Below are 16,313 nucleotides of genomic sequence, written 5' to 3'. Positions count from 1 at the left end.
CCCTAAGAGTTACTACCCTTAGGGCTGCAAATGGAGATCACATGGCTACCGCTATGGTCGCTTTTTGGTGGAGGGGTCTCGGTCTATGACGCATGCGACTCTATCTACCGCCGCAGCATCCGCCCCAGAGAATCCGGGGAAGTTCTCGAGTATCCAAGGGATGATTTCGTCCCGGCTCTTAGGTCGAACCATGTCCTCGGTCCAGTTGGCCCAGAATCGTTGTTGAGTGGCTACAACTGCGGCAATCAGTCGTGCATCTGGACGAGGGACGGTGATGCTCTCCGGCTGAGAAAAGTGCACTTCGCCCGGGCGAGGAATGTCGCTTTCACCATAGGACAGGAAGCGTATCGCCTGCGCCTTCCATTCTTTGACTTGGCGGCCTTCTTCGGTGTTCTCGATAGAGGAATTCCACACTGCGGAATACGCGCGCCAATTGCGATGGTTGACGAACAAATTTCGCGACCATGTTGGAGGTGCGCTCACGTTGTAATCGGAGATCGACGTCTTGTCTTCGATAAAGAGGCGATAAAGGAAGTCAAAGTCGACGTCCCCTGCTCCCGCCAGACGAAAGCCCCCATCTTCTTCGCAAATGAAGAAATCGAGCCCTTCTCCGGTGAGCGCAACTGTTGCTAAGTAAGAGTATTGCTGTGCGTATTCGCTGGATAGGCGGTCCGTCCACTCCTTGCTTGACGCCCACCATGGAGAGGAGCGGAGCACGAACGATTCGTCAACGAACTCACTGACGAGCTTGTACTCCCAAGGCTTTGCTGCTTGCGTGGCGATACGGTCGCTATCCAGGATAAGACCGATGACGTGACTAAGCGTGGGGTGTGAGGCTGCTTGTCTTAGCGCCTCGATTGATCCGCCATTCTCCACGAGGCGGCTAAGAATAGTTTTAGACACCAGCTATTCCTTTTGCGATTTGGTCGACGCTTCCCATTCTTCAATCATGGCTTGAACTCGACCCTCAATTAAGCCCTTTTGATACGGCGGCAGAGCTTCGTAACGCTCTGGAGAGATGCCCCAAAAAGGCCAGCTGTTGGGGAGGGGTATGGGACTCGCATCCTCATCGCGCTCCATGGGCCCCTTTCCTTCTGCAAGCCAAATTTCACGTACGTTTAGATATGCCGCAGCCTTGATCAGGCTTGAGCCTTTAAGGGCTTTTGTGCGGCCCGTTAGCCAGCCATGTACAGACGCGGCAGCGATACCGCAAGCGCGCGCAAGGTCCGCTTGGGAGACATTTGCCTTGGCGAGGGCGGTGGAAAGCCGGTCGGCGAGTGTGTTCATAAGGGGATGGTATGCCTGTTTAAATTAGGTGTGCCATTGACTTGATTGTTAGGTGTGCCTAAAATTATGGCATGAAACTAACGCATCCCGACTCTGTTCTGATAGACCTGCTTGGCGGTACTTCCGCTGTCGCACGGTTGTGTGAAGTCCAATCGCCCTCCGTGTCCGAATGGAGGCGAACCGGAATTCCCAAGGCGCGGATGCAGTTTTTACGGCTCGCGCGTCCTAGCGCCTTTGCTCGCTGCGAAGAGTCGACGCAGAACCTGAAGGAGCGTTCTCGTGACTAGCGACGTGAGGCTCCCTGAGAGCGCAAACGAAACCGAGGGATCGGTTTCCGCTCCGAGATCCTTCGGCGCTATGACGGTGAAGTCAGGCGTGGAGTGTCCACCGGGTGGCAGGGAATGGACGGCTATTACACGGTGCTCGAGGGCGAATGGACGCTGGTGACCGGCATTCCCGGTCACGGGAAGTCCGAATGGCTTGATGCGCTGGCTGTTCATATCGCGCAGCACCACGGCTGGAACTTTGGCGTGTTCTCGCCCGAGAACTTTCCGGCGGACTATCACAGCGAAAAGCTGATGGAAAAGTTCATCGGCAAGCCGTTTTCCGCTGGCCCGAGCGAGCGGATGGGCGTGGCTGAGTTGGACAGGGCAATGGATTTCTTGGCGGACCATTTCACTTTCATGATGCCCGAGTCCCCCAGTCTGGACGCCCTTCTCGAGCAGGCTAGCCGGCTTGTCACTCGCAAGGGCATCCGCGGTCTGATCATGGATCCGTGGAATGAGATCGAGCATGGCCGCGCACCAGGTCAAACCGAGACCGATTACATCTCCCTGGCCTTGTCCAAGATCCGGAAGTTCTGCTGGGCACATGGGGTCCATGCCTGGGTCGTGGCTCACCCGGCGAAGCTCTACAAGGACAAGGAGTCGGGCGACTACCCGATTCCGACTCCCTACGACGTGTCTGGTTCGGCGCATTGGCGCAACAAGGCGGACAACTGCATCACCGTGTACCGGCACGTCAAGGACGAGCATAAGCCGGTGGAGATCCACATCCAGAAGATCCGCAAGAAGTTCGTCGGCCGGGTGGGGATGGTTGAGCTCCATTACGACCGCGTGACCGGCCAATACCGCGACTACGCGCACTTCACGCGACCACCGATCTATTCCCTGCAAAACCGGGGGGCTGCGTAACCGGCCCCTCTTCGCCTGCATTTTGTGCACGTTTCACAACAAATGAAGTACATCGCCGCCGCTATTGCGGATGTGCGTTGCGCTTGCCCAGATGCCAGCTTAAGCGGCTCTGCGGTTGAGCTTGTGGCGCGCCTGCTGCGCGTCCCTCCCTACAACCCTGGAATCGTTTGAGGAACTGATCATGCTCGATCACAACAACCCTGACACCTGGCTGGAAATCCCGTTTCAGAACCCCCCTGCTGCATCCGTCAGGCGCGTTCATCAATCGGCAGATTCGAACGCCGCTCCTGGCATGGCATACGCGCCATGTCGCTGCTGGCGCTGCCGTGGGGGCGTGGCGCTGGCCGACCGCGCCACCTTGGACCGCCTGCTCGCTAAACACCTGATCACGCTCAGCGAATCGGAGCGAGGCCAGTGGATGCTGTTCTGGGCAGCCCATCCCCGCCATGACGCCGATGCACTGGACCAGATGAACACGTGGCTGCGCATCGCTGGCGGCAGCAAGGAGCCGGCACCCGTGTATGCCCTTTACGTGATGCCGGAGGAAGCATGAGCGAACGCAATGCGCCTTTTCCTCGCTTGGCGGTGGCGCTGGCCTACGCATTCAGCGATGAGAGGCACACACTGAACCGGCCGGCGATGGCCCGCGCGGCTGACACGCGACTGGGCGAGCCTGGCCCGTTGTCCGGCGCTGACGGCTGCGCGGAGATCGGCAAGGTTCGGCAGTTCCTGGAACGGAACCTGGACCCTCTGCACGTGGCGGTGCTGCACGCCCGCTATGGTCAGCGCGTGGCAAGCTGCAAGCATTGCCACAGCGAAGCGGATCACCCCGGGTGGACGGCTGCAATGCACAAGATCGCGGGGGCGCTGGGCGCGTACCTGTCCATGCGCACGGCGCATAGCGAGCTGCTGTATGCCCTCGTGCGGCGGTACTACGACAGCGGCACCGTCCGGACCCTGCAATCCTTGGCCGATGAGTACGCGTGTAAGGTGCGCAGCGTGGAGCGGGCCAGCGCCAGGGCGAACGACTGGCTGCGCGGCACGCGCGAGAAGAAGGGCACCGAACCCATCTACGGTGTCGAGCAGGCCGCGCACGCGACAGCGGAAAAGCTGCTGCGCGACGGAGGATTTATCCCGTAACGGGGTGGTGCGAGTCACATGTTAAAACGGACAAGCTAGGCCCTGCGGCCATTTCACGGAGTCTGAAAGATGAAAATGTACGAGGTCGAGGTTTCCATCACGGACGGAAATATCCACATCACGCAGCAAGACGGCACCAGGGACGAGCCAAATTTTGTGGTGATCACGTCGGATCAAGCAGACATGGTCGCTGAGTGGATCAAGGATGCGGCCGCCTCTCTGCGTAAGTCGGAGAACATTCGCCCGTTGTAGCCTTGACTGTGCGGAAGTTCACCGCCATAATCTGCGATAACGGATTTCCTCAGAAGTCCGCCTCGAGGAAGCCCGTCAGCGAAAGCGGCGGGCTTTTTCGTTGGATCGAAAAAAGCCGCTGCCCCAAAGATGAGACAGCGGCCCGTCGACATTACCTCAACTTACTGAGTATGAACTTGCCCGCCTCAAAAATGCACTGGATGGCAAGAACTATCTCTGCGGTTTGAACGACTATGGTAAATAAATCGGCCATTTTTTGGCTCTCCTTTTTATTCCGGAGAACTCGGGCCTGATCCACTGCTGCCTTGCCGCAGGACGCCATATTGCCTACGACTGTGCTCAGGTCCGCTCTCGGTCCGCGATCACTAGGTGACCTTGGAGGCGCTATCGTAATGGCTTGTTGGCCCGTTGTCGAAATAGGGCTAGCTTTTCTCTCTCGCGGGCATGCTCATGGTGAGCCACCGGCCTTCCAAGCCGCGCAGCGAGGGTTCGATTCCCTCTGCCCGCTCCATACGAACAAAAGCCCCGATTCGGATGCACCGGTCGGGGCTTCTGCATTGACGGTTGGAGAACCGCTCCGCGCCATGCTCTACCTAATACGATCTACCATCGTTATTAGATCGAATAGCCGCGAATCCCTACCTGCGTAGATGACCATGCTGGGCTTCGTCGTCTTCATCGGCGATTGCTCGCTGGGTGATGAGTTCGGCAAGAGCATCGTCCTGAAAACTGAAAGCGTCGGCAGGAAATGCGGAGCGGATGGAATCGGCGGCTGCCTGACGCTTCGTGTCTCGCTCCTTCGGATCGTCGTCAGGGTCGTCGGGATCGGCCACAAGGTCCTTTTCTAGGTCGGCATCTTCCCAAAATTTCGCTACGAACTTTTCGACTTCTTCGACGTACGCGGCGGATTTGTTTTCATACCATTCTGGCAGGTCCATCTGAACTCCAAAGGGGGGGTAGGGGACTGAGCTTGATCCCCTGGCTGAGACGATTTTCGCCAAAGCTGCGGGGGGAATTTCACACTAAGTGTTTTGACCGCCTGCGAGAGGTTGGCGGCAAAAGAGACGGTGGCGGGTTGCAGGCTGGCACCTGCCGACCGTCAGCCGACACACGGATCAGGCCCGTGATCGACTCGAGGCCGCCCCACCTGGACAGGCGGCGGCCAGTTTACATGGACGCTCACAAGCGGCAAAACCGATTGTTGCGCAGGTGGATGTAAAAGGAGCCCGCTATCACCAAGCGTCCAGCCGCTTACTGGCCTTCGTGCGGTCCGAAAATGCACGCCAAAAGCGCGTCAAGATGCGCAGGCTTCGTAAGCCAAGCGTCAACGCCTTCGGGAAGAAACCCGGGGGATTTTCGAACGCTGCCGCTAAAGATGATGATTCGCGGCGGGCGTCCAGTGCTCATCGCTCTAAGCTGGGGCGCAAGATCTATGCCGGACGCATCGGGCATTTCGACATCAAGCAGAACAGCATCGGGGGCGAACTCGGCAATGGTTCGTAGCGCAGTTGCACCATCGTGCGCGAGCTGGACCGATATGCCGGGATCCATCATCAAGCATTCGGCCGTCAGTTCGGCGGATACGGTGTCGTCGTCCACGATCAGGATGCGCATTGCGGTGATCTCCTTCTCTAGTCACCTTATAGATAGCCTGCCGCATCGACTGCCCAAGCCGCCGGGCGTTCATCGCGGGTCCATATCGTACTACTCCTCCCTCTCGCTATCGAGGGTCCGCGCGCTGGGCATGGCGTGCGGGAGGTTGATCATCGCCGCCGGGCGGTGTGCAGTGGATAGCACCCGGCAAGAACATAGATAGGTGCGCCCATGTGCAGACGAGATTTCGAAGCGGTTGTTCGACGCGATATCCGCAATGCGGAACGTGCGGGTGCAGCCGCTGCGCTGTGCGCGGCCGCCCGTCAGATGCTGAAGGAGTGCGATCAGATGTACCGACGCAAGGTGTCCGGCATCAATCGGTTGGCCCCGGGGGCCAGGCGCGAATGTCGAGCACGGTTGATGTCTCAATACATCAACCGTGTCGATGCTATAGGCGGCTTGGTGCGAACCTATGCCGCGCATCTTCGTGGCAAGGCGGTGCAGGTATGAAGCTCACGACACTCAAGCCGCGCCTTGCAATGGCTGGCTCCAGGTTGGCCGCTGCGCCGACGCCCAGCACCAAGCGCATGACGGGCCGCAAGCTGCAAGACCGCCGGTTGCGCGTCTGGTCTGCTGACCCGCACTGCGCACACTGCGGCGCGGTGACCGCGTACCCGGAAGGGTTCGAGCTGGACCACAAGGTCAGCCTGAACGATGGGGGAGCCGACACCGACGAGAACTCGCAGGTGCTCTGCGTCTCGCGCGATGCGCACGGGCGCAAGGTCGGATGCCACGACGCCAAGACGCGGCAGGACATGGGATACAGGAATCGCACGTAATGGCACAGATCACAGTCAAGCTCTCCCTTCGAGTCGCGTGGTGAGTTCGCTGGTACCTGGCCGGCGTCGCCGTCGCGGCACGCCTGACCGGCGCAACGCCGGACATGACCAAGGTGGAACGATTGATCAGGCGCGGCCTGTCCGTCCACGCCAGCAGGAAGCCGTAGGGCGCCTAGCATCGAGGCCGGGCCCGAAGCCTGCCCGGTCAAGCGTCGCGCCCTGTAGGGCCTCTGCGCGGCTCCTTGAGGCATCGGCAGAGGGGTGGCGGCCGGTGGTCAGGCGGCAGGCAGGGGGGGCGGGTCAGAAGTCTACGGCGGTTCGAGACTGGAAACCACCTGTTCCCTCACGCACGGAAAATTTCCCCCTTTTGGAAAATTGTTAACCCTTATTTGTTAACCAAAACCTATGGCATTAACCGACAAAAAGCGCCGATTTGTTGACGCGCTGCTGTCGGGTCTATCCGGTGCGAAAGCCGCTACCCATGCGGGTTACAGCGAAAACGGGGCGGCCCAAGCAGCCGCCCGATTGATGCGTGACAAACATGTGCTGGCGGCCCTTGGGCGCACGGCACAAGTTAACAAATCGGTTAACAAAAAACCGATTAACAAAACGGCCGCTCAGGCCGAGCCGGCATCGGCGGATGGCGGATCGCAAGACACGGCCACCGGCTCTGATCCTATGGACGAGATCGGCCTGAAAGCTCTCGGGCTCACCTCGGACCCACGGGCGGTGCTCGTGGCCATCATGAACGACGTGGGAGAAGAGCCGAAGCTTCGGCTGGAAGCGGCCAAAGCGCTGATGCCGTTCACGCACGGAAAAATTGCCGACCAAGGCAAGAAAGGCGCAAAGCAGGAAGCCGCCAGTAAGGCAGCAACTGGTGGGCGATTCGCTCCGCCACCGCCTCCGACCCACCTGCGTGTTGTTGGGAAGGGCTAAGCCATGTCTTGGACTACTGCCTGCCCGGATTGGGCGGCACGCCTGCGAGCGCGCCAGTCAATTATTCCCCCGCCCATCTTCGCAGACCAAGCCGAATACGCCTTGGAGATATTCAAGCAACTGCGTGTGGTGGACCTGCCCGGAAAACCGACTTTTGGGGAGTGCAGCGAGGATTGGGTGTTTGACTTCGTACGGGTCATCTTTGGAGGATATGAGGCGGCCACGGGGAAGCAGTTGATCCGCGAGTACGGGCTACTGATCAGCAAGAAGAACACGAAATCGACTATTGCTGCCGGCATCATGCTGACTGCATTGGTCATGTGCTGGCGCGAAGAAGAGGAACACTTGATCCTGGCGCCAACCAAGGAAGTCGCCGACAACAGTTTCAAGCCGGCTGCCGCGATGATCCGGGCTGACGAAGAACTGTCCGACATGTTCCACGTCCAGGACCATGTGCGCACCATCACCCATCGCGTGACGCGCAACAGCCTGAAGGTTGTCGCGGCTGACACCGACACGGTATCGGGGAAGAAGTCTGGTCGGGTTCTGGTGGACGAGCTGTGGCTTTTCGGCAAGCGCGCGAATGCCGCGGCGATGTTCATGGAGGCGTTGGGCGGCCAGGTCTCCCGCGATGAGGGGTGGGTACCGACGCCGAAGGGTACGGCCCACTCACGATCTACGGGTTCTACAAAGATTTCTCCATCGACGTCGCGTACGAAATGGTGAATTTCTGCAATCTTGAAATTGAAGGACTTACCTGATGGCAATCACAAGTTTGCCGGTTCCGCCCAGCCGGAGCGACCCTGAGAACTTCGCGGAAAGGGCTGACGTTTTTATGGCGGCGCTCCCGCGCTTTGCCGAGGAGACCAATGCCCTGCAGGCGGAGGTGACGCAGTCCGCTGTGAACGCGGATAACGACGCGAAGGCCGCGGCGATGAGCGCAAACGCCGCGAACGATAGTCGGGCTGCTGCCGCATCGCGGGCAGATGCCGCCGCTTCGTCGCAGCAAGGCGCCGGCCAGAAAGCAGCAGAGTCCCGGGATAGTGCTGCTCTGGCGCGGCAATGGGCTACGAAGGTTGGCGAGTCAGTAGATGCGGGTGAGTTCTCCGCAAAGCACAATGCGGCGGTGGCCCGCGATTGGGCGGTCAAGACCGGCGCGCCTGTAGCGGAGGGCGATTTTTCGGCGAAGCACTATGCGCAGTTGGCCGCCTCGCTCGCTGGGCTGCGGACGTTTCCGACGATCCCAACTTCGGATCAGGGAGGACCGGTACTCGTGCCCCCGCACGGCATTCTTTATTGGGACAGCGCGGTCGGTCGGTACATCAGCGCCGAATGCGCGGAGACGCGCCACTTCAGCCGCACGACACCGCCACCCGGGTACATCGCAGAGGATGGCGCGCTGCTGAATATCTCTGATTTCCCGGCACTTTTCGCGCGAATCGGAACCATGTACGGGGGTAACGGCACCACTAATTTCCGGGCGCCTGAGGGGCGGGGCGAGTTTATTCGCGGCGCTGACATGGGACGCGGGATCGACCCTGCCCGCGTCGTCGGTAGCGCGCAGGATGCGACGTCTATTCTTGCCGCCCCGGGCGCTTCAACCACGGGCAGTCCAGTCGTATTGTCCCCATCAAATGCAGATTCCACGACTAACGGAGGAAGTCCGGCACTGGCGGCATCGTCCGGGGGCGGAACTCCGGTATCGCGGTTCACGACTCGGCCGCGCAACGTCGCCCGACTCGCGTGTGTGAAGTATCAATAGATAGGAGGCGGTGATGCCCGAGAACTACAAGATTGTTTGTCAGCTAGACGCCGAGGGATATCTGGTGGGCGAAGCGGTCGCGTTCGAAAACCCGATTCGCCCCGGGCGATTCCTGATCCCGGGTGGAGCGATTGACCAACCGATTCCGGAGGTGCCGGATGACAAACGCGCCCGGTGGAGCGCAGGCGCTTGGCTTTTCGAAGAGCACCCGGAGCAATTGGCAATTTGACCCATTTGTGGCCGCCTTCACGCGGATCCACTTTCCCAGACATGTCATGAATTCAAGCCCCTTGAGGGGCTTTTTTATTGATAAGGGAGGCTGAGATGCTGACCCAAAACAGGAGCAGTGCAACTATGGAACCAGGTTCTACGGGGCTGGGAGGCCTCGCGGCTTTGAAGGTCGCAATGGCGTACGGCGTGCCTGCGGCAGTCGCCGCAATCCTTGGCTTGCTCATCATGCCGCCTCGGACTGCGCGGGAGTTCACCGTCCGCACGGTCTCGACGGTCGCGTGTTCGTTCATGTTCGGGCCGGCGCTGGCCGGGGCCGTTATCGCTTGGAAGCCGGGCCTGATGGATGCGATGACATGGCTGGCTCAGCATGGCGCTGGCAGCGACGACGCGTTGCTGGCGAAGTTCTACGTGTTGGGGCCGAGCATGTTGCTTGCCGGACTTCCGGCATGGTGGGTGTTAGGCGCGTACATGCGGTGGATGTCCCGCATGCGCGATCAGGGCTTCTTGCCGTGGTTGGATGAGTTGTTGGCGCGGCTGCCGTGGCGTCGGCCAGGCGGGGAGGGCTGAGCGATGGCGCAATTTCGATTGTCACTGCGCAGCCTGGCACGTCTAGACGGCGTTCATCCCGTTTTGATCGAGGTCGTGAAGAGTGCCATTCTTCGCACGACTGTTGATTTCACGGTGGTGGAAGGGCTGCGGACACCCGAGCGCCAGCGCGAGCTGGTGGCGGCGGGGAAGAGCCAGACCTTGAACGGCCTGCACCTGCGGCAGGCGGACGGCTACGGCCATGCGGTCGACTTGGCGCCGCTTGTTGGAGGTGCCATTCCCTGGAACGACTGGGCCAAGTTCAAGGACTTGGCCTACGTCGTAAAGGCCTGCGCCGCAACGGTGGGTGTGCCCGTGGAGTGGGGTGGAGACTGGAAGACGCTCAAGGATGGGCCGCATTTCCAATTGCCGCGCGGCTGGAAGGCAGCAGGATGATGCCCGGCGCCAAGAAGTTTGCCGGCGTGCTGTTGGGTTGGAGGGGCTATGCAGCGGCGGCGCTGGCAGGCGCTGGCGCGGTTTGGTATGTGCTGGGCGCCGTCCATGGCAAGGAATTGGCCGAGCTGAAACTGGAGCGGAATGCCGATGACTTGGTGGTCGCGCGCGGCTCGATCGAGCAAACCAACCGGGACTTGCAGTCGATGGCCGAGAACGCTCGCGCTGCGGCGGCGATCGGCCCCGAACTTACCGCGTCGATCGGCGCACTTTCCAAGGCTTTGAAAAATGCGAATCCTCTGCCTGCTGGTTGCCGGCCTGATGCTGACCGGGTGCGGACCCTCACGGACGCTGTACGTGCCGCGCGCGGTGCCACCGCTCGATAGCGGCCTAGCGGCGCCGTGTCCGGAAATTCCCGATCCGCCGCAGGCGCCCGCCAGTTACGACGATTGGCAGGCCTGGCTGCAGGATGAGGTGTTGGTCCGATACGGAATATGTACTGCCAAGCACCAGGCGACGGTCGCAGCGTGGCCCAAATGACGGGCGGCGGCTGAAGTCACTCCGGTTTGGCCTTGCGGGAAACAAACGCCAGAAGGGTGTCAATCTTCACTGGCTTATCGAGCCACGCGTCGATGCCCTCTGGATATTCCGTCGAGTCTCTGTGAGCGGTTCCGCTCAGAATGACGATCTGCACGGCAGGTGAGGAACTTTCGGCCTTCAACTGCGGCGCCAGAGCGACGCCCGACGCGTCCGGGAGGTGTACGTCCAAAAAAATGAGCTCGGGTGCAAATTCCCTCACGAGCCTGAGGGCGGATGCACCGTCCCCCGCAATTTTGACGGACACGGAGTCGCACATCATCAAACATTCTGCGGTCATCTCCGCCGACAATTGGTCGTCGTCAATGATAAGAACACGCATGGCTTCGGCCTCGAAATGATGTTTCGCGGGTTCGCGTTTCCGCAGATGGGTGGCAGCTGAGATTGGGAGTCCAATTTTAGCAAACGGGGGGGGCGGGAACGCAACTTGCCGTGCCGGCTTAAGCGTGCGCGATGCACATCATTTTCGTCACCGGAGAACCGTATGGCTACCAGCAAGAAGGGCGACAAAGCGAAGATTCAGGACCTGCTGTTCCAGGCGCTAGAAACAGAAATGGGCGGCATCGAGGTGTATACCGCGGCGTTGAGCTGTGCAACAAACGAAGATATGGCAAAGGAGTGGCAGGGCTACCTGGAGGAGACAACGACCCACAAGCAGGTGCTGCTGACCGTATTTGAAGAATTGGGCTTAGATCCGACCCAGGAGGTTCCCAGTCGTGAAGTTGTGCGGCACCATGGTCAGTCTCTGGTTGCAGCCATCGAACTTGCCAAGACGGCCGGTGACCCGGCGGCGGCGCAGATTGTGGCCGCCGAGTGCGTGGTGCTCGCTGAGACGAAGGACCATCAAAACTGGGAGCTGATTGGGCTAGTGGCTGACAAGCTCTCAGGCGTTGAAGCAAAGGTGCTGAAAAAGGCTTACGACGCTGTAGAAAAGGACGAGGACCATCACCTGTATCACACGATGGGCTGGGCGCGCGAGCTTTGGATTGAGGCGCTTGGGTTCCCAGCCGTCTTGCCTCCGCCTGAAGAGGTCAAGAAAGTCGAGAGTGCCATCGGCGCGTCGAGGGCGGAACAGGCGCGAGAGAAGATGCTTTAGGCCTGCCGTTTCCCCCTCCCGATTGAATGTTTGACCATGCCCCTTTTCTGTAGGGGCTATTTTTGCCTCGAGAGGGGGGCGGCACATGACGGAGATACTGCACCGGTGGGGAAGGGTTGACCCAGTGCGCCGGCCCGTCGTACAACGACCAAGAATGCGAGGCTTGTGACGTTTGCTGGCGTTTGTATGGGGTCGGCCCGAAGCCCCGGAACGGAGAGGAACCGCCTCATGGTGAAAATTGATTGGCAGCCAGAGGCCGCGAAAGCGGTGCTGGGTCTGGCGACCGCGGATCAGCGCCGAATCGTTGATGCGGTGGAGGGGTTTCGCTGGCGGATCGAAGACGAGGCAAGATTATCGTCCGGCGCCGAACAGTACAGCATGACGGCCGGCAACTACGACGTCCGGCTTCGAGTGCTGGACGGTGCGGTGGAAGTGCAGCAGATCACAGTAAGGGAGGAGGGGCGATGAAGGAAATCGGCCCAAAAATATTACACGTGGATGGTGTCCCTGCGTTCGTGGTGCTGCGCTTTGCTGAGTATCAGCGCTTGCTCGAACTAGCAGCTGCCTCTCCGGCGAGGCCTGTCGATGCTTCGAGTTCCCCCGCAGACGACCACCACCGTGCGGCAGAGGACGAATTAATCACGCCTTCGACTGACCGGTCGGCTCTCCCGATTCGCGACCAATCTGCGCAGCCACGAATTCCTTTGAATGGCCTGATCCCGCATGAAGTTGTCAGCGCCGCGGTTCATAACCATTGGACGCTTGCACGCGCCTGGCGCGAGTACCTCGGACTGAATCAGCTAGCCCTTGCGCAGCGACTGGGCGTAAGTGTGTCGTCGTATCTGACGATGGAAACGGAGTTCGCGCGCTTGCCCGCCACAAGTAGGGAGCGTCTTGCTGACGGGTTAGGCATTGAGGTGGAGCAACTTGTTTCACGGCCCCGCCGGTTACGCCGAGTGGAATAGGAGTTACACGGGGGACCCGCCATGGGCCCGTTCGTTCTGCTTAGTGTCCCGACTCGGGAGCTAGCATACTCTCGGGCGTATCTGCTACCGCTATACCTACCTTACCGTCGGGCAATCGGTACCTCTTCCCTGAAAGCCATGTCACCAGTTCGCCAGTGGGAAGCGTGCAAATGAACTGCGTGTGAAGGGTGCCGCGGCGGCCTGGTGCGACGACGAGTCGGCGTTGTACTCGGCACGTCGAATGATCGGGCAATTCGAGAACCACATCAGACAGTCTAGAACCGGCGGGCATTATGAGCCGTCCTTCGTTCCCCTGCGGGTCGAGTGGGGCGGGCGGTGGACCGCCCCTTGATCCAGTGTCCCCCGATGCGGCCATCGCGGCCATCGTTCGTCCGACGGATCGCAGCGTCGCGCGTTGGCTCAGCCGTCAAGCCACTGCATCCACCATCCCTGGTAATACCGCCGGCCGTCGATCTCTTCGAAGCCGCAGACCATCATGCCCCTGTCAGAACAGAAGGTGAGCAGTTCCGGTTCGAGAAGGTCGGGGATGGGGCCTTTCTCGGTCGCGCCGAACTTGGCCAGGCCGTCCATCGTCATCACTCGTACCTGGCGGCGCATGTCCTCGCGCGTGATGGAGTACATCCGCACGGTGCCGGACACGGCTGGCGCGGGGTCATTGTCCCGGCGCTTTTGGCCGAGATAGTGGGTGCGGACGACAGAGCAAAGCATGATCCTGCTGCAATATACTGTTTATCCATCCAGTATATTGCAATGGCGAAAGTCTTCCTGCGCTGTCCGCTAAATGTGACAGGTTGAAACGGTCATATCTTTATGACCGACTATGACCCATAGTAAGATTGAAACTGGTATTGTGAAGTGGTTCAACAACGACAAGGGCTTCGGCTTTATCATGCCGGAGCAGGGCGGTAAGGACCTCTTCGCTCATTACTCTGAGATTCAGGGTAGCGGGCACAAATCTCTGGAAGAGAACCAGCGCGTTACGTTTGTCGCCGGCCAAGGACAGAAAGGTCCCCAGGCGACCATGATCACACCGATTTAAGAACTGGCTGGCTTGCCTCAAGGCAAGCGGGCTGGCACCTAGCACGTGGGGCCGAATCCTTTGAAACAGGGGATTCGGCCTTTTACGTTGGGGCGCCAGAAAACCTTGCCGGCAGGCGTCAGGCCATCGGGGTCGCGAGGAGCTTGTCGGAGGGGAAGGGTACGAGGAAATCGCGGCTTTCTTCGGCGCTGACCGTCAGCCAATCATCGTGTGCTCCCTCGGGCAGGATCACCACCATGCGTTTTTCTTTGTTGGGTTGGTGGTAGTCGCGGAGGAGCGGATCCTGGTCGGCGTTGATGGTGAGCATGGTGTAGCTTTCCTGCCACTGGCCGGCCGCATCGCGGTAGCGGTCCCACAGTCCGGCAAGCCCCAACGGGGCACCATCAGCTCGGGTGAAGCGCGTTGCTACCGCCGTGCCGGATCGCCAGTCGGGTTCAAAGATGGCATCGGCAGGGATGATGCAGTGCTGCGCCCTACGCCAGGCATTGCGGAACGTGAACGCGTTGGCGACGCGGTCGTCGCGTGCGTTGAAGGTCGACAGCTTCTCTGCACCGGCCAAGGCGTCCGGGCGGGTAGAGCCGGATATCAGGCCCCAGCGCCCCACCACTGATTCCAAGTCAGGCACAGCTTCGTCGCCCGCGTCATGCTCGGGCGGCTGGCGTACGAAGATGCCCTGGTAGCGCGGCCACATGTCGTACTTCCCGAGCACGCCCGGCCTGGTCACCCCGAACGTCTTCAGCAGCAATTCGGCGTCTTTCAGCGTTTGGTAGTGGCTGCACATAGCTAGAGCTCGTCAGGCGGAATTCTGTAAGACCGGACTGGGGCGGTATCGTCTAAAGGTATCCGTTCCAAAATTCCTGTGGCCATCAAGCGCTCGTCGACGCCCACCGGTGTCATTGGTTCGAACTCATTCATGGCGGTCCACAGGCTCAGAAACCATTCATACTTTGCCCGGTGTTGGGGACGCGTCGCTTCTTCAAGCCGTCCGAGTACTCTTGTGCGGGCAGTCCGAAACCAAAACGTATTGAAGGGGTTGATCATGTTCAACCCATCGAAGTGAATCACAGGGCGGCTTACAGTATGTTCCCTATCTGCGAGGTGTTCCGCCCAAAACGGATCAGGAAAGGCAATGGTCTCGTCAAAGACCACCGCAGGATGTCCAATTTCCTTTTCCATCTGGACGGCGCGAACCAGCGCTTCGCTGACCACCATCAACCCTCTTGCATGGCTCTTACTCCAGAATCGTCCGTAAGAGATTCCGCCTCGAACGACCAAGTTGCGATTCAGGGCGAAGAAGCAAACAGCTTGCGCGAAATGCGCCAACGCAGCCAGCTTATCCGAGACGAGCATGATGGCGTCTGAGTAAACCGTTAACTCGACTGATTGGTCGATGTCCCCATCAAGTAAGAGCTCGCAGAATTCTTGATATTCATTGATGACGGTTTCCGAGTTCGCAAGCACTCGATTTGAGAAACCAAGAATGTCGATAAAGCCGACATACTTAAAGCCAGCCTGCGCCTCAGGAGGCCAGGGGCTTTGCGGAATTGCACACGCGTTCAACTGCTCTCTCCAAGATTTTCGTAGCTCGACGATAGCGCCAATGCGATGCGTCCCGCTAGGGCCGACGCGCAAATTTGAGCGCGGCAGTTTGAGAAGTCTTCTCCGGGGGCTTCCGCTGATTTCGCGTGAATTGCGGAGTGAAGCAGCTTTTGCGGAGCAAAACAAAAGGCCCGCAATTGCTTGCGGGGCCTTGAAACTCCTGGTGGCGTATCCCTGATTCGCACTGGGGGCGGCGTGCGGATTAGGATTCCGTCACTGATCTAGCTGAAAGACCTGATCTACGAGGCGGAAAAAGTTTTTCCACAATCGACACACTCAAAATTGTCGAGCATATTCTGGTCTAAGACCTCACCGGCTTTGGCGCCCGCAAATGCTCCTGCGCCCAATCCGCCCAGTGCCCCGATCACGCCGCCAACAATAGCGCCCACGGCTGCGCCTGGAGCTGCGCCAACTCCGCCAAAAAACGCCCCGACGGCGCCACCGGCTGCGGCGCCCGAGGAGGCTCCGGCAGAAGCTCCGACATAGCCGCCGACGGCGCCAGCCGCCCCGCCTACAGCAGTACCGGCTCTCTTGCCCAAGTTTCTTGGCACGGATTTTCCTGAGCAGTACGGACATTCATGCTGCACGAGTCGTCTCCAAACAGATTGATTTAGAAACAGTATACATATTGTGATACGGGTGCAATGCTTTGCGCACAGAAGAAGACAGGGCACCGCACCAGAATCGCGACAGTCCGAACTCTCGCTTTCATCTGACTGTTACATCCGACGCGAGCACTTGATATCCTGGGCTCGGCAACAGATCTCGGTTAGAGGGGCTAAGGT

The 16,313-nt window shown here is 59.7% G+C and carries 22 protein-coding genes, 1 tRNA gene and 1 pseudogene; 16 read left to right on the top strand and 8 right to left on the bottom strand.

Going from position 1 to position 16,313, the window contains the following annotated elements:
- Window positions 1-51 precede the first annotated feature (51 nt).
- Window positions 52-903 (bottom strand): hypothetical protein, encoded by an 852-nt coding sequence (locus ASD71_RS26250; RefSeq protein WP_056571378.1) that lies wholly within the window; start codon window positions 901-903, stop codon window positions 52-54.
- Window positions 904-906: 3 nt separating this feature from the next.
- Window positions 907-1,287 carry a helix-turn-helix transcriptional regulator gene (locus ASD71_RS27840; RefSeq protein WP_082579069.1) on the bottom strand — a complete coding sequence of 127 codons (381 nt, stop codon included), beginning with the start codon at window positions 1,285-1,287 and terminating at the stop codon, window positions 907-909.
- A 380-nt stretch (window positions 1,288-1,667) separates the two neighbouring features.
- Here ASD71_RS27840 and ASD71_RS26245 point away from each other — a divergent pair, with 380 nt between their 5' ends.
- From ASD71_RS26245 to ASD71_RS26225, 5 genes are all read left to right on the top strand, one after another.
- Window positions 1,668-2,480 carry an AAA family ATPase gene (locus ASD71_RS26245; RefSeq protein WP_255357232.1) on the top strand — a complete coding sequence of 271 codons (813 nt, stop codon included), beginning with the start codon at window positions 1,668-1,670 and terminating at the stop codon, window positions 2,478-2,480.
- A gap of 181 nt (window positions 2,481-2,661) precedes the next feature.
- Window positions 2,662-3,033, top strand: a complete 372-nt coding sequence (locus tag ASD71_RS28115) for a hypothetical protein (protein WP_156395322.1) — start codon at window positions 2,662-2,664, stop codon at window positions 3,031-3,033.
- A complete protein-coding gene (locus ASD71_RS26235) occupies window positions 3,030-3,620 on the top strand; it encodes a hypothetical protein (RefSeq protein ID WP_056571371.1) in 591 nt (196 codons plus the stop codon). The genes ASD71_RS28115 and ASD71_RS26235 overlap by 4 nt, the downstream gene beginning before the upstream one ends.
- Window positions 3,621-3,689: 69 nt before the next feature.
- Window positions 3,690-3,872 (top strand): hypothetical protein, encoded by a 183-nt coding sequence (locus tag ASD71_RS26230; RefSeq protein ID WP_056571368.1) that lies wholly within the window; start codon window positions 3,690-3,692, stop codon window positions 3,870-3,872.
- Window positions 3,873-4,310: 438 nt separating this feature from the next.
- Window positions 4,311-4,383 (top strand) — tRNA-Gly (locus tag ASD71_RS26225).
- 127 nt (window positions 4,384-4,510) lie between these two features.
- On the opposite strand, the gene ASD71_RS26220 is transcribed toward ASD71_RS26225, so the two are convergent.
- Window positions 4,511-4,810 carry a hypothetical protein gene (locus tag ASD71_RS26220; RefSeq protein WP_056571365.1) on the bottom strand — a complete coding sequence of 100 codons (300 nt, stop codon included), beginning with the start codon at window positions 4,808-4,810 and terminating at the stop codon, window positions 4,511-4,513.
- Between the two features lie 313 nt (window positions 4,811-5,123).
- On the bottom strand, window positions 5,124-5,486 hold the full coding sequence (locus ASD71_RS26215) for a response regulator (RefSeq protein WP_056571363.1): 363 nt from the start codon (window positions 5,484-5,486) through the stop codon (window positions 5,124-5,126).
- Window positions 5,487-5,971: 485 nt separating this feature from the next.
- Between ASD71_RS26215 and ASD71_RS26210 the strand changes: the two genes are divergently transcribed.
- The 8 genes and pseudogenes from ASD71_RS26210 (at window position 5,972) to ASD71_RS26175 (ending at window position 10,597) form a co-directional block, all read left to right on the top strand.
- Window positions 5,972-6,304, top strand: coding sequence for an HNH endonuclease signature motif containing protein (locus tag ASD71_RS26210; RefSeq protein ID WP_056571361.1), 333 nt, complete (start codon window positions 5,972-5,974; stop codon window positions 6,302-6,304).
- A gap of 405 nt (window positions 6,305-6,709) precedes the next feature.
- Window positions 6,710-7,240 (top strand): terminase small subunit, encoded by a 531-nt coding sequence (locus ASD71_RS26205; RefSeq protein ID WP_056571359.1) that lies wholly within the window; start codon window positions 6,710-6,712, stop codon window positions 7,238-7,240.
- Between the two features lie 3 nt (window positions 7,241-7,243).
- A pseudogene (locus ASD71_RS26200) lies at window positions 7,244-7,885 on the top strand (terminase large subunit domain-containing protein); the annotation flags it as partial.
- A 115-nt stretch (window positions 7,886-8,000) separates the two neighbouring features.
- Entirely contained in the window at window positions 8,001-9,002 is a 1,002-nt protein-coding gene (locus ASD71_RS26195) for a tail fiber protein (RefSeq protein ID WP_056571357.1), read from the top strand.
- A 13-nt stretch (window positions 9,003-9,015) separates the two neighbouring features.
- A complete protein-coding gene (locus ASD71_RS26190; RefSeq protein WP_056571355.1) occupies window positions 9,016-9,231 on the top strand; it encodes a hypothetical protein in 216 nt (71 codons plus the stop codon).
- Window positions 9,232-9,356: 125 nt separating this feature from the next.
- On the top strand, window positions 9,357-9,800 hold the full coding sequence (locus ASD71_RS26185) for a hypothetical protein (protein ID WP_056571353.1): 444 nt from the start codon (window positions 9,357-9,359) through the stop codon (window positions 9,798-9,800).
- Window positions 9,801-9,803: 3 nt separating this feature from the next.
- Window positions 9,804-10,214: a M15 family metallopeptidase gene (locus ASD71_RS26180; protein WP_056571351.1), complete on the top strand. Its 411-nt coding sequence runs from the start codon at window positions 9,804-9,806 to the stop codon at window positions 10,212-10,214.
- Window positions 10,211-10,597, top strand: a complete 387-nt coding sequence (locus ASD71_RS26175) for a hypothetical protein (protein WP_056571350.1) — start codon at window positions 10,211-10,213, stop codon at window positions 10,595-10,597. Before ASD71_RS26180 ends, ASD71_RS26175 begins: the two co-directional genes overlap by 4 nt.
- A 170-nt stretch (window positions 10,598-10,767) precedes the next feature.
- On the opposite strand, the gene ASD71_RS26170 is transcribed toward ASD71_RS26175, so the two are convergent.
- Window positions 10,768-11,130: a response regulator gene (locus ASD71_RS26170; protein ID WP_056571348.1), complete on the bottom strand. Its 363-nt coding sequence runs from the start codon at window positions 11,128-11,130 to the stop codon at window positions 10,768-10,770.
- 162 nt (window positions 11,131-11,292) lie between these two features.
- On the opposite strand from ASD71_RS26170, the gene ASD71_RS26165 reads away from it, so the two are divergent.
- Complete coding sequence (locus ASD71_RS26165) at window positions 11,293-11,904, top strand: hypothetical protein (protein ID WP_056571346.1); 612 nt, start codon at window positions 11,293-11,295, stop codon at window positions 11,902-11,904.
- Window positions 11,905-12,132: 228 nt separating this feature from the next.
- A complete protein-coding gene (locus ASD71_RS26160; protein WP_056571344.1) occupies window positions 12,133-12,372 on the top strand; it encodes a hypothetical protein in 240 nt (79 codons plus the stop codon).
- Window positions 12,373-13,289: 917 nt separating this feature from the next.
- Here ASD71_RS26160 and ASD71_RS26155 read toward each other — a convergent pair.
- A complete protein-coding gene (locus ASD71_RS26155) occupies window positions 13,290-13,598 on the bottom strand; it encodes a hypothetical protein (protein ID WP_235512357.1) in 309 nt (102 codons plus the stop codon).
- A 112-nt stretch (window positions 13,599-13,710) separates the two neighbouring features.
- Between ASD71_RS26155 and ASD71_RS26150 the strand changes: the two genes are divergently transcribed.
- Entirely contained in the window at window positions 13,711-13,929 is a 219-nt protein-coding gene (locus ASD71_RS26150; RefSeq protein WP_056571342.1) for a cold-shock protein, read from the top strand.
- Between the two features lie 118 nt (window positions 13,930-14,047).
- Here ASD71_RS26150 and ASD71_RS26145 read toward each other — a convergent pair whose 3' ends face one another.
- Both ASD71_RS26145 and ASD71_RS26140 read right to left on the bottom strand, forming a co-directional pair.
- Complete coding sequence (locus tag ASD71_RS26145) at window positions 14,048-14,710, bottom strand: SOS response-associated peptidase (protein ID WP_056571340.1); 663 nt, start codon at window positions 14,708-14,710, stop codon at window positions 14,048-14,050.
- A 2-nt stretch (window positions 14,711-14,712) separates the two neighbouring features.
- Window positions 14,713-15,489: a hypothetical protein gene (locus tag ASD71_RS26140; RefSeq protein ID WP_056571338.1), complete on the bottom strand. Its 777-nt coding sequence runs from the start codon at window positions 15,487-15,489 to the stop codon at window positions 14,713-14,715.
- Between the last annotated feature and the right edge of the window lie 824 nt (window positions 15,490-16,313).

The sequence above is a fragment of the Achromobacter sp. Root565 genome, assembly GCF_001427425.1.
In the GTDB taxonomy this organism is placed as follows: domain Bacteria; phylum Pseudomonadota; class Gammaproteobacteria; order Burkholderiales; family Burkholderiaceae_B; genus Achromobacter; species Achromobacter spanius_D.
Note: the sequence above shows the minus strand (reverse complement) of the source record. Positions and strands in the feature narration are given on the sequence as shown.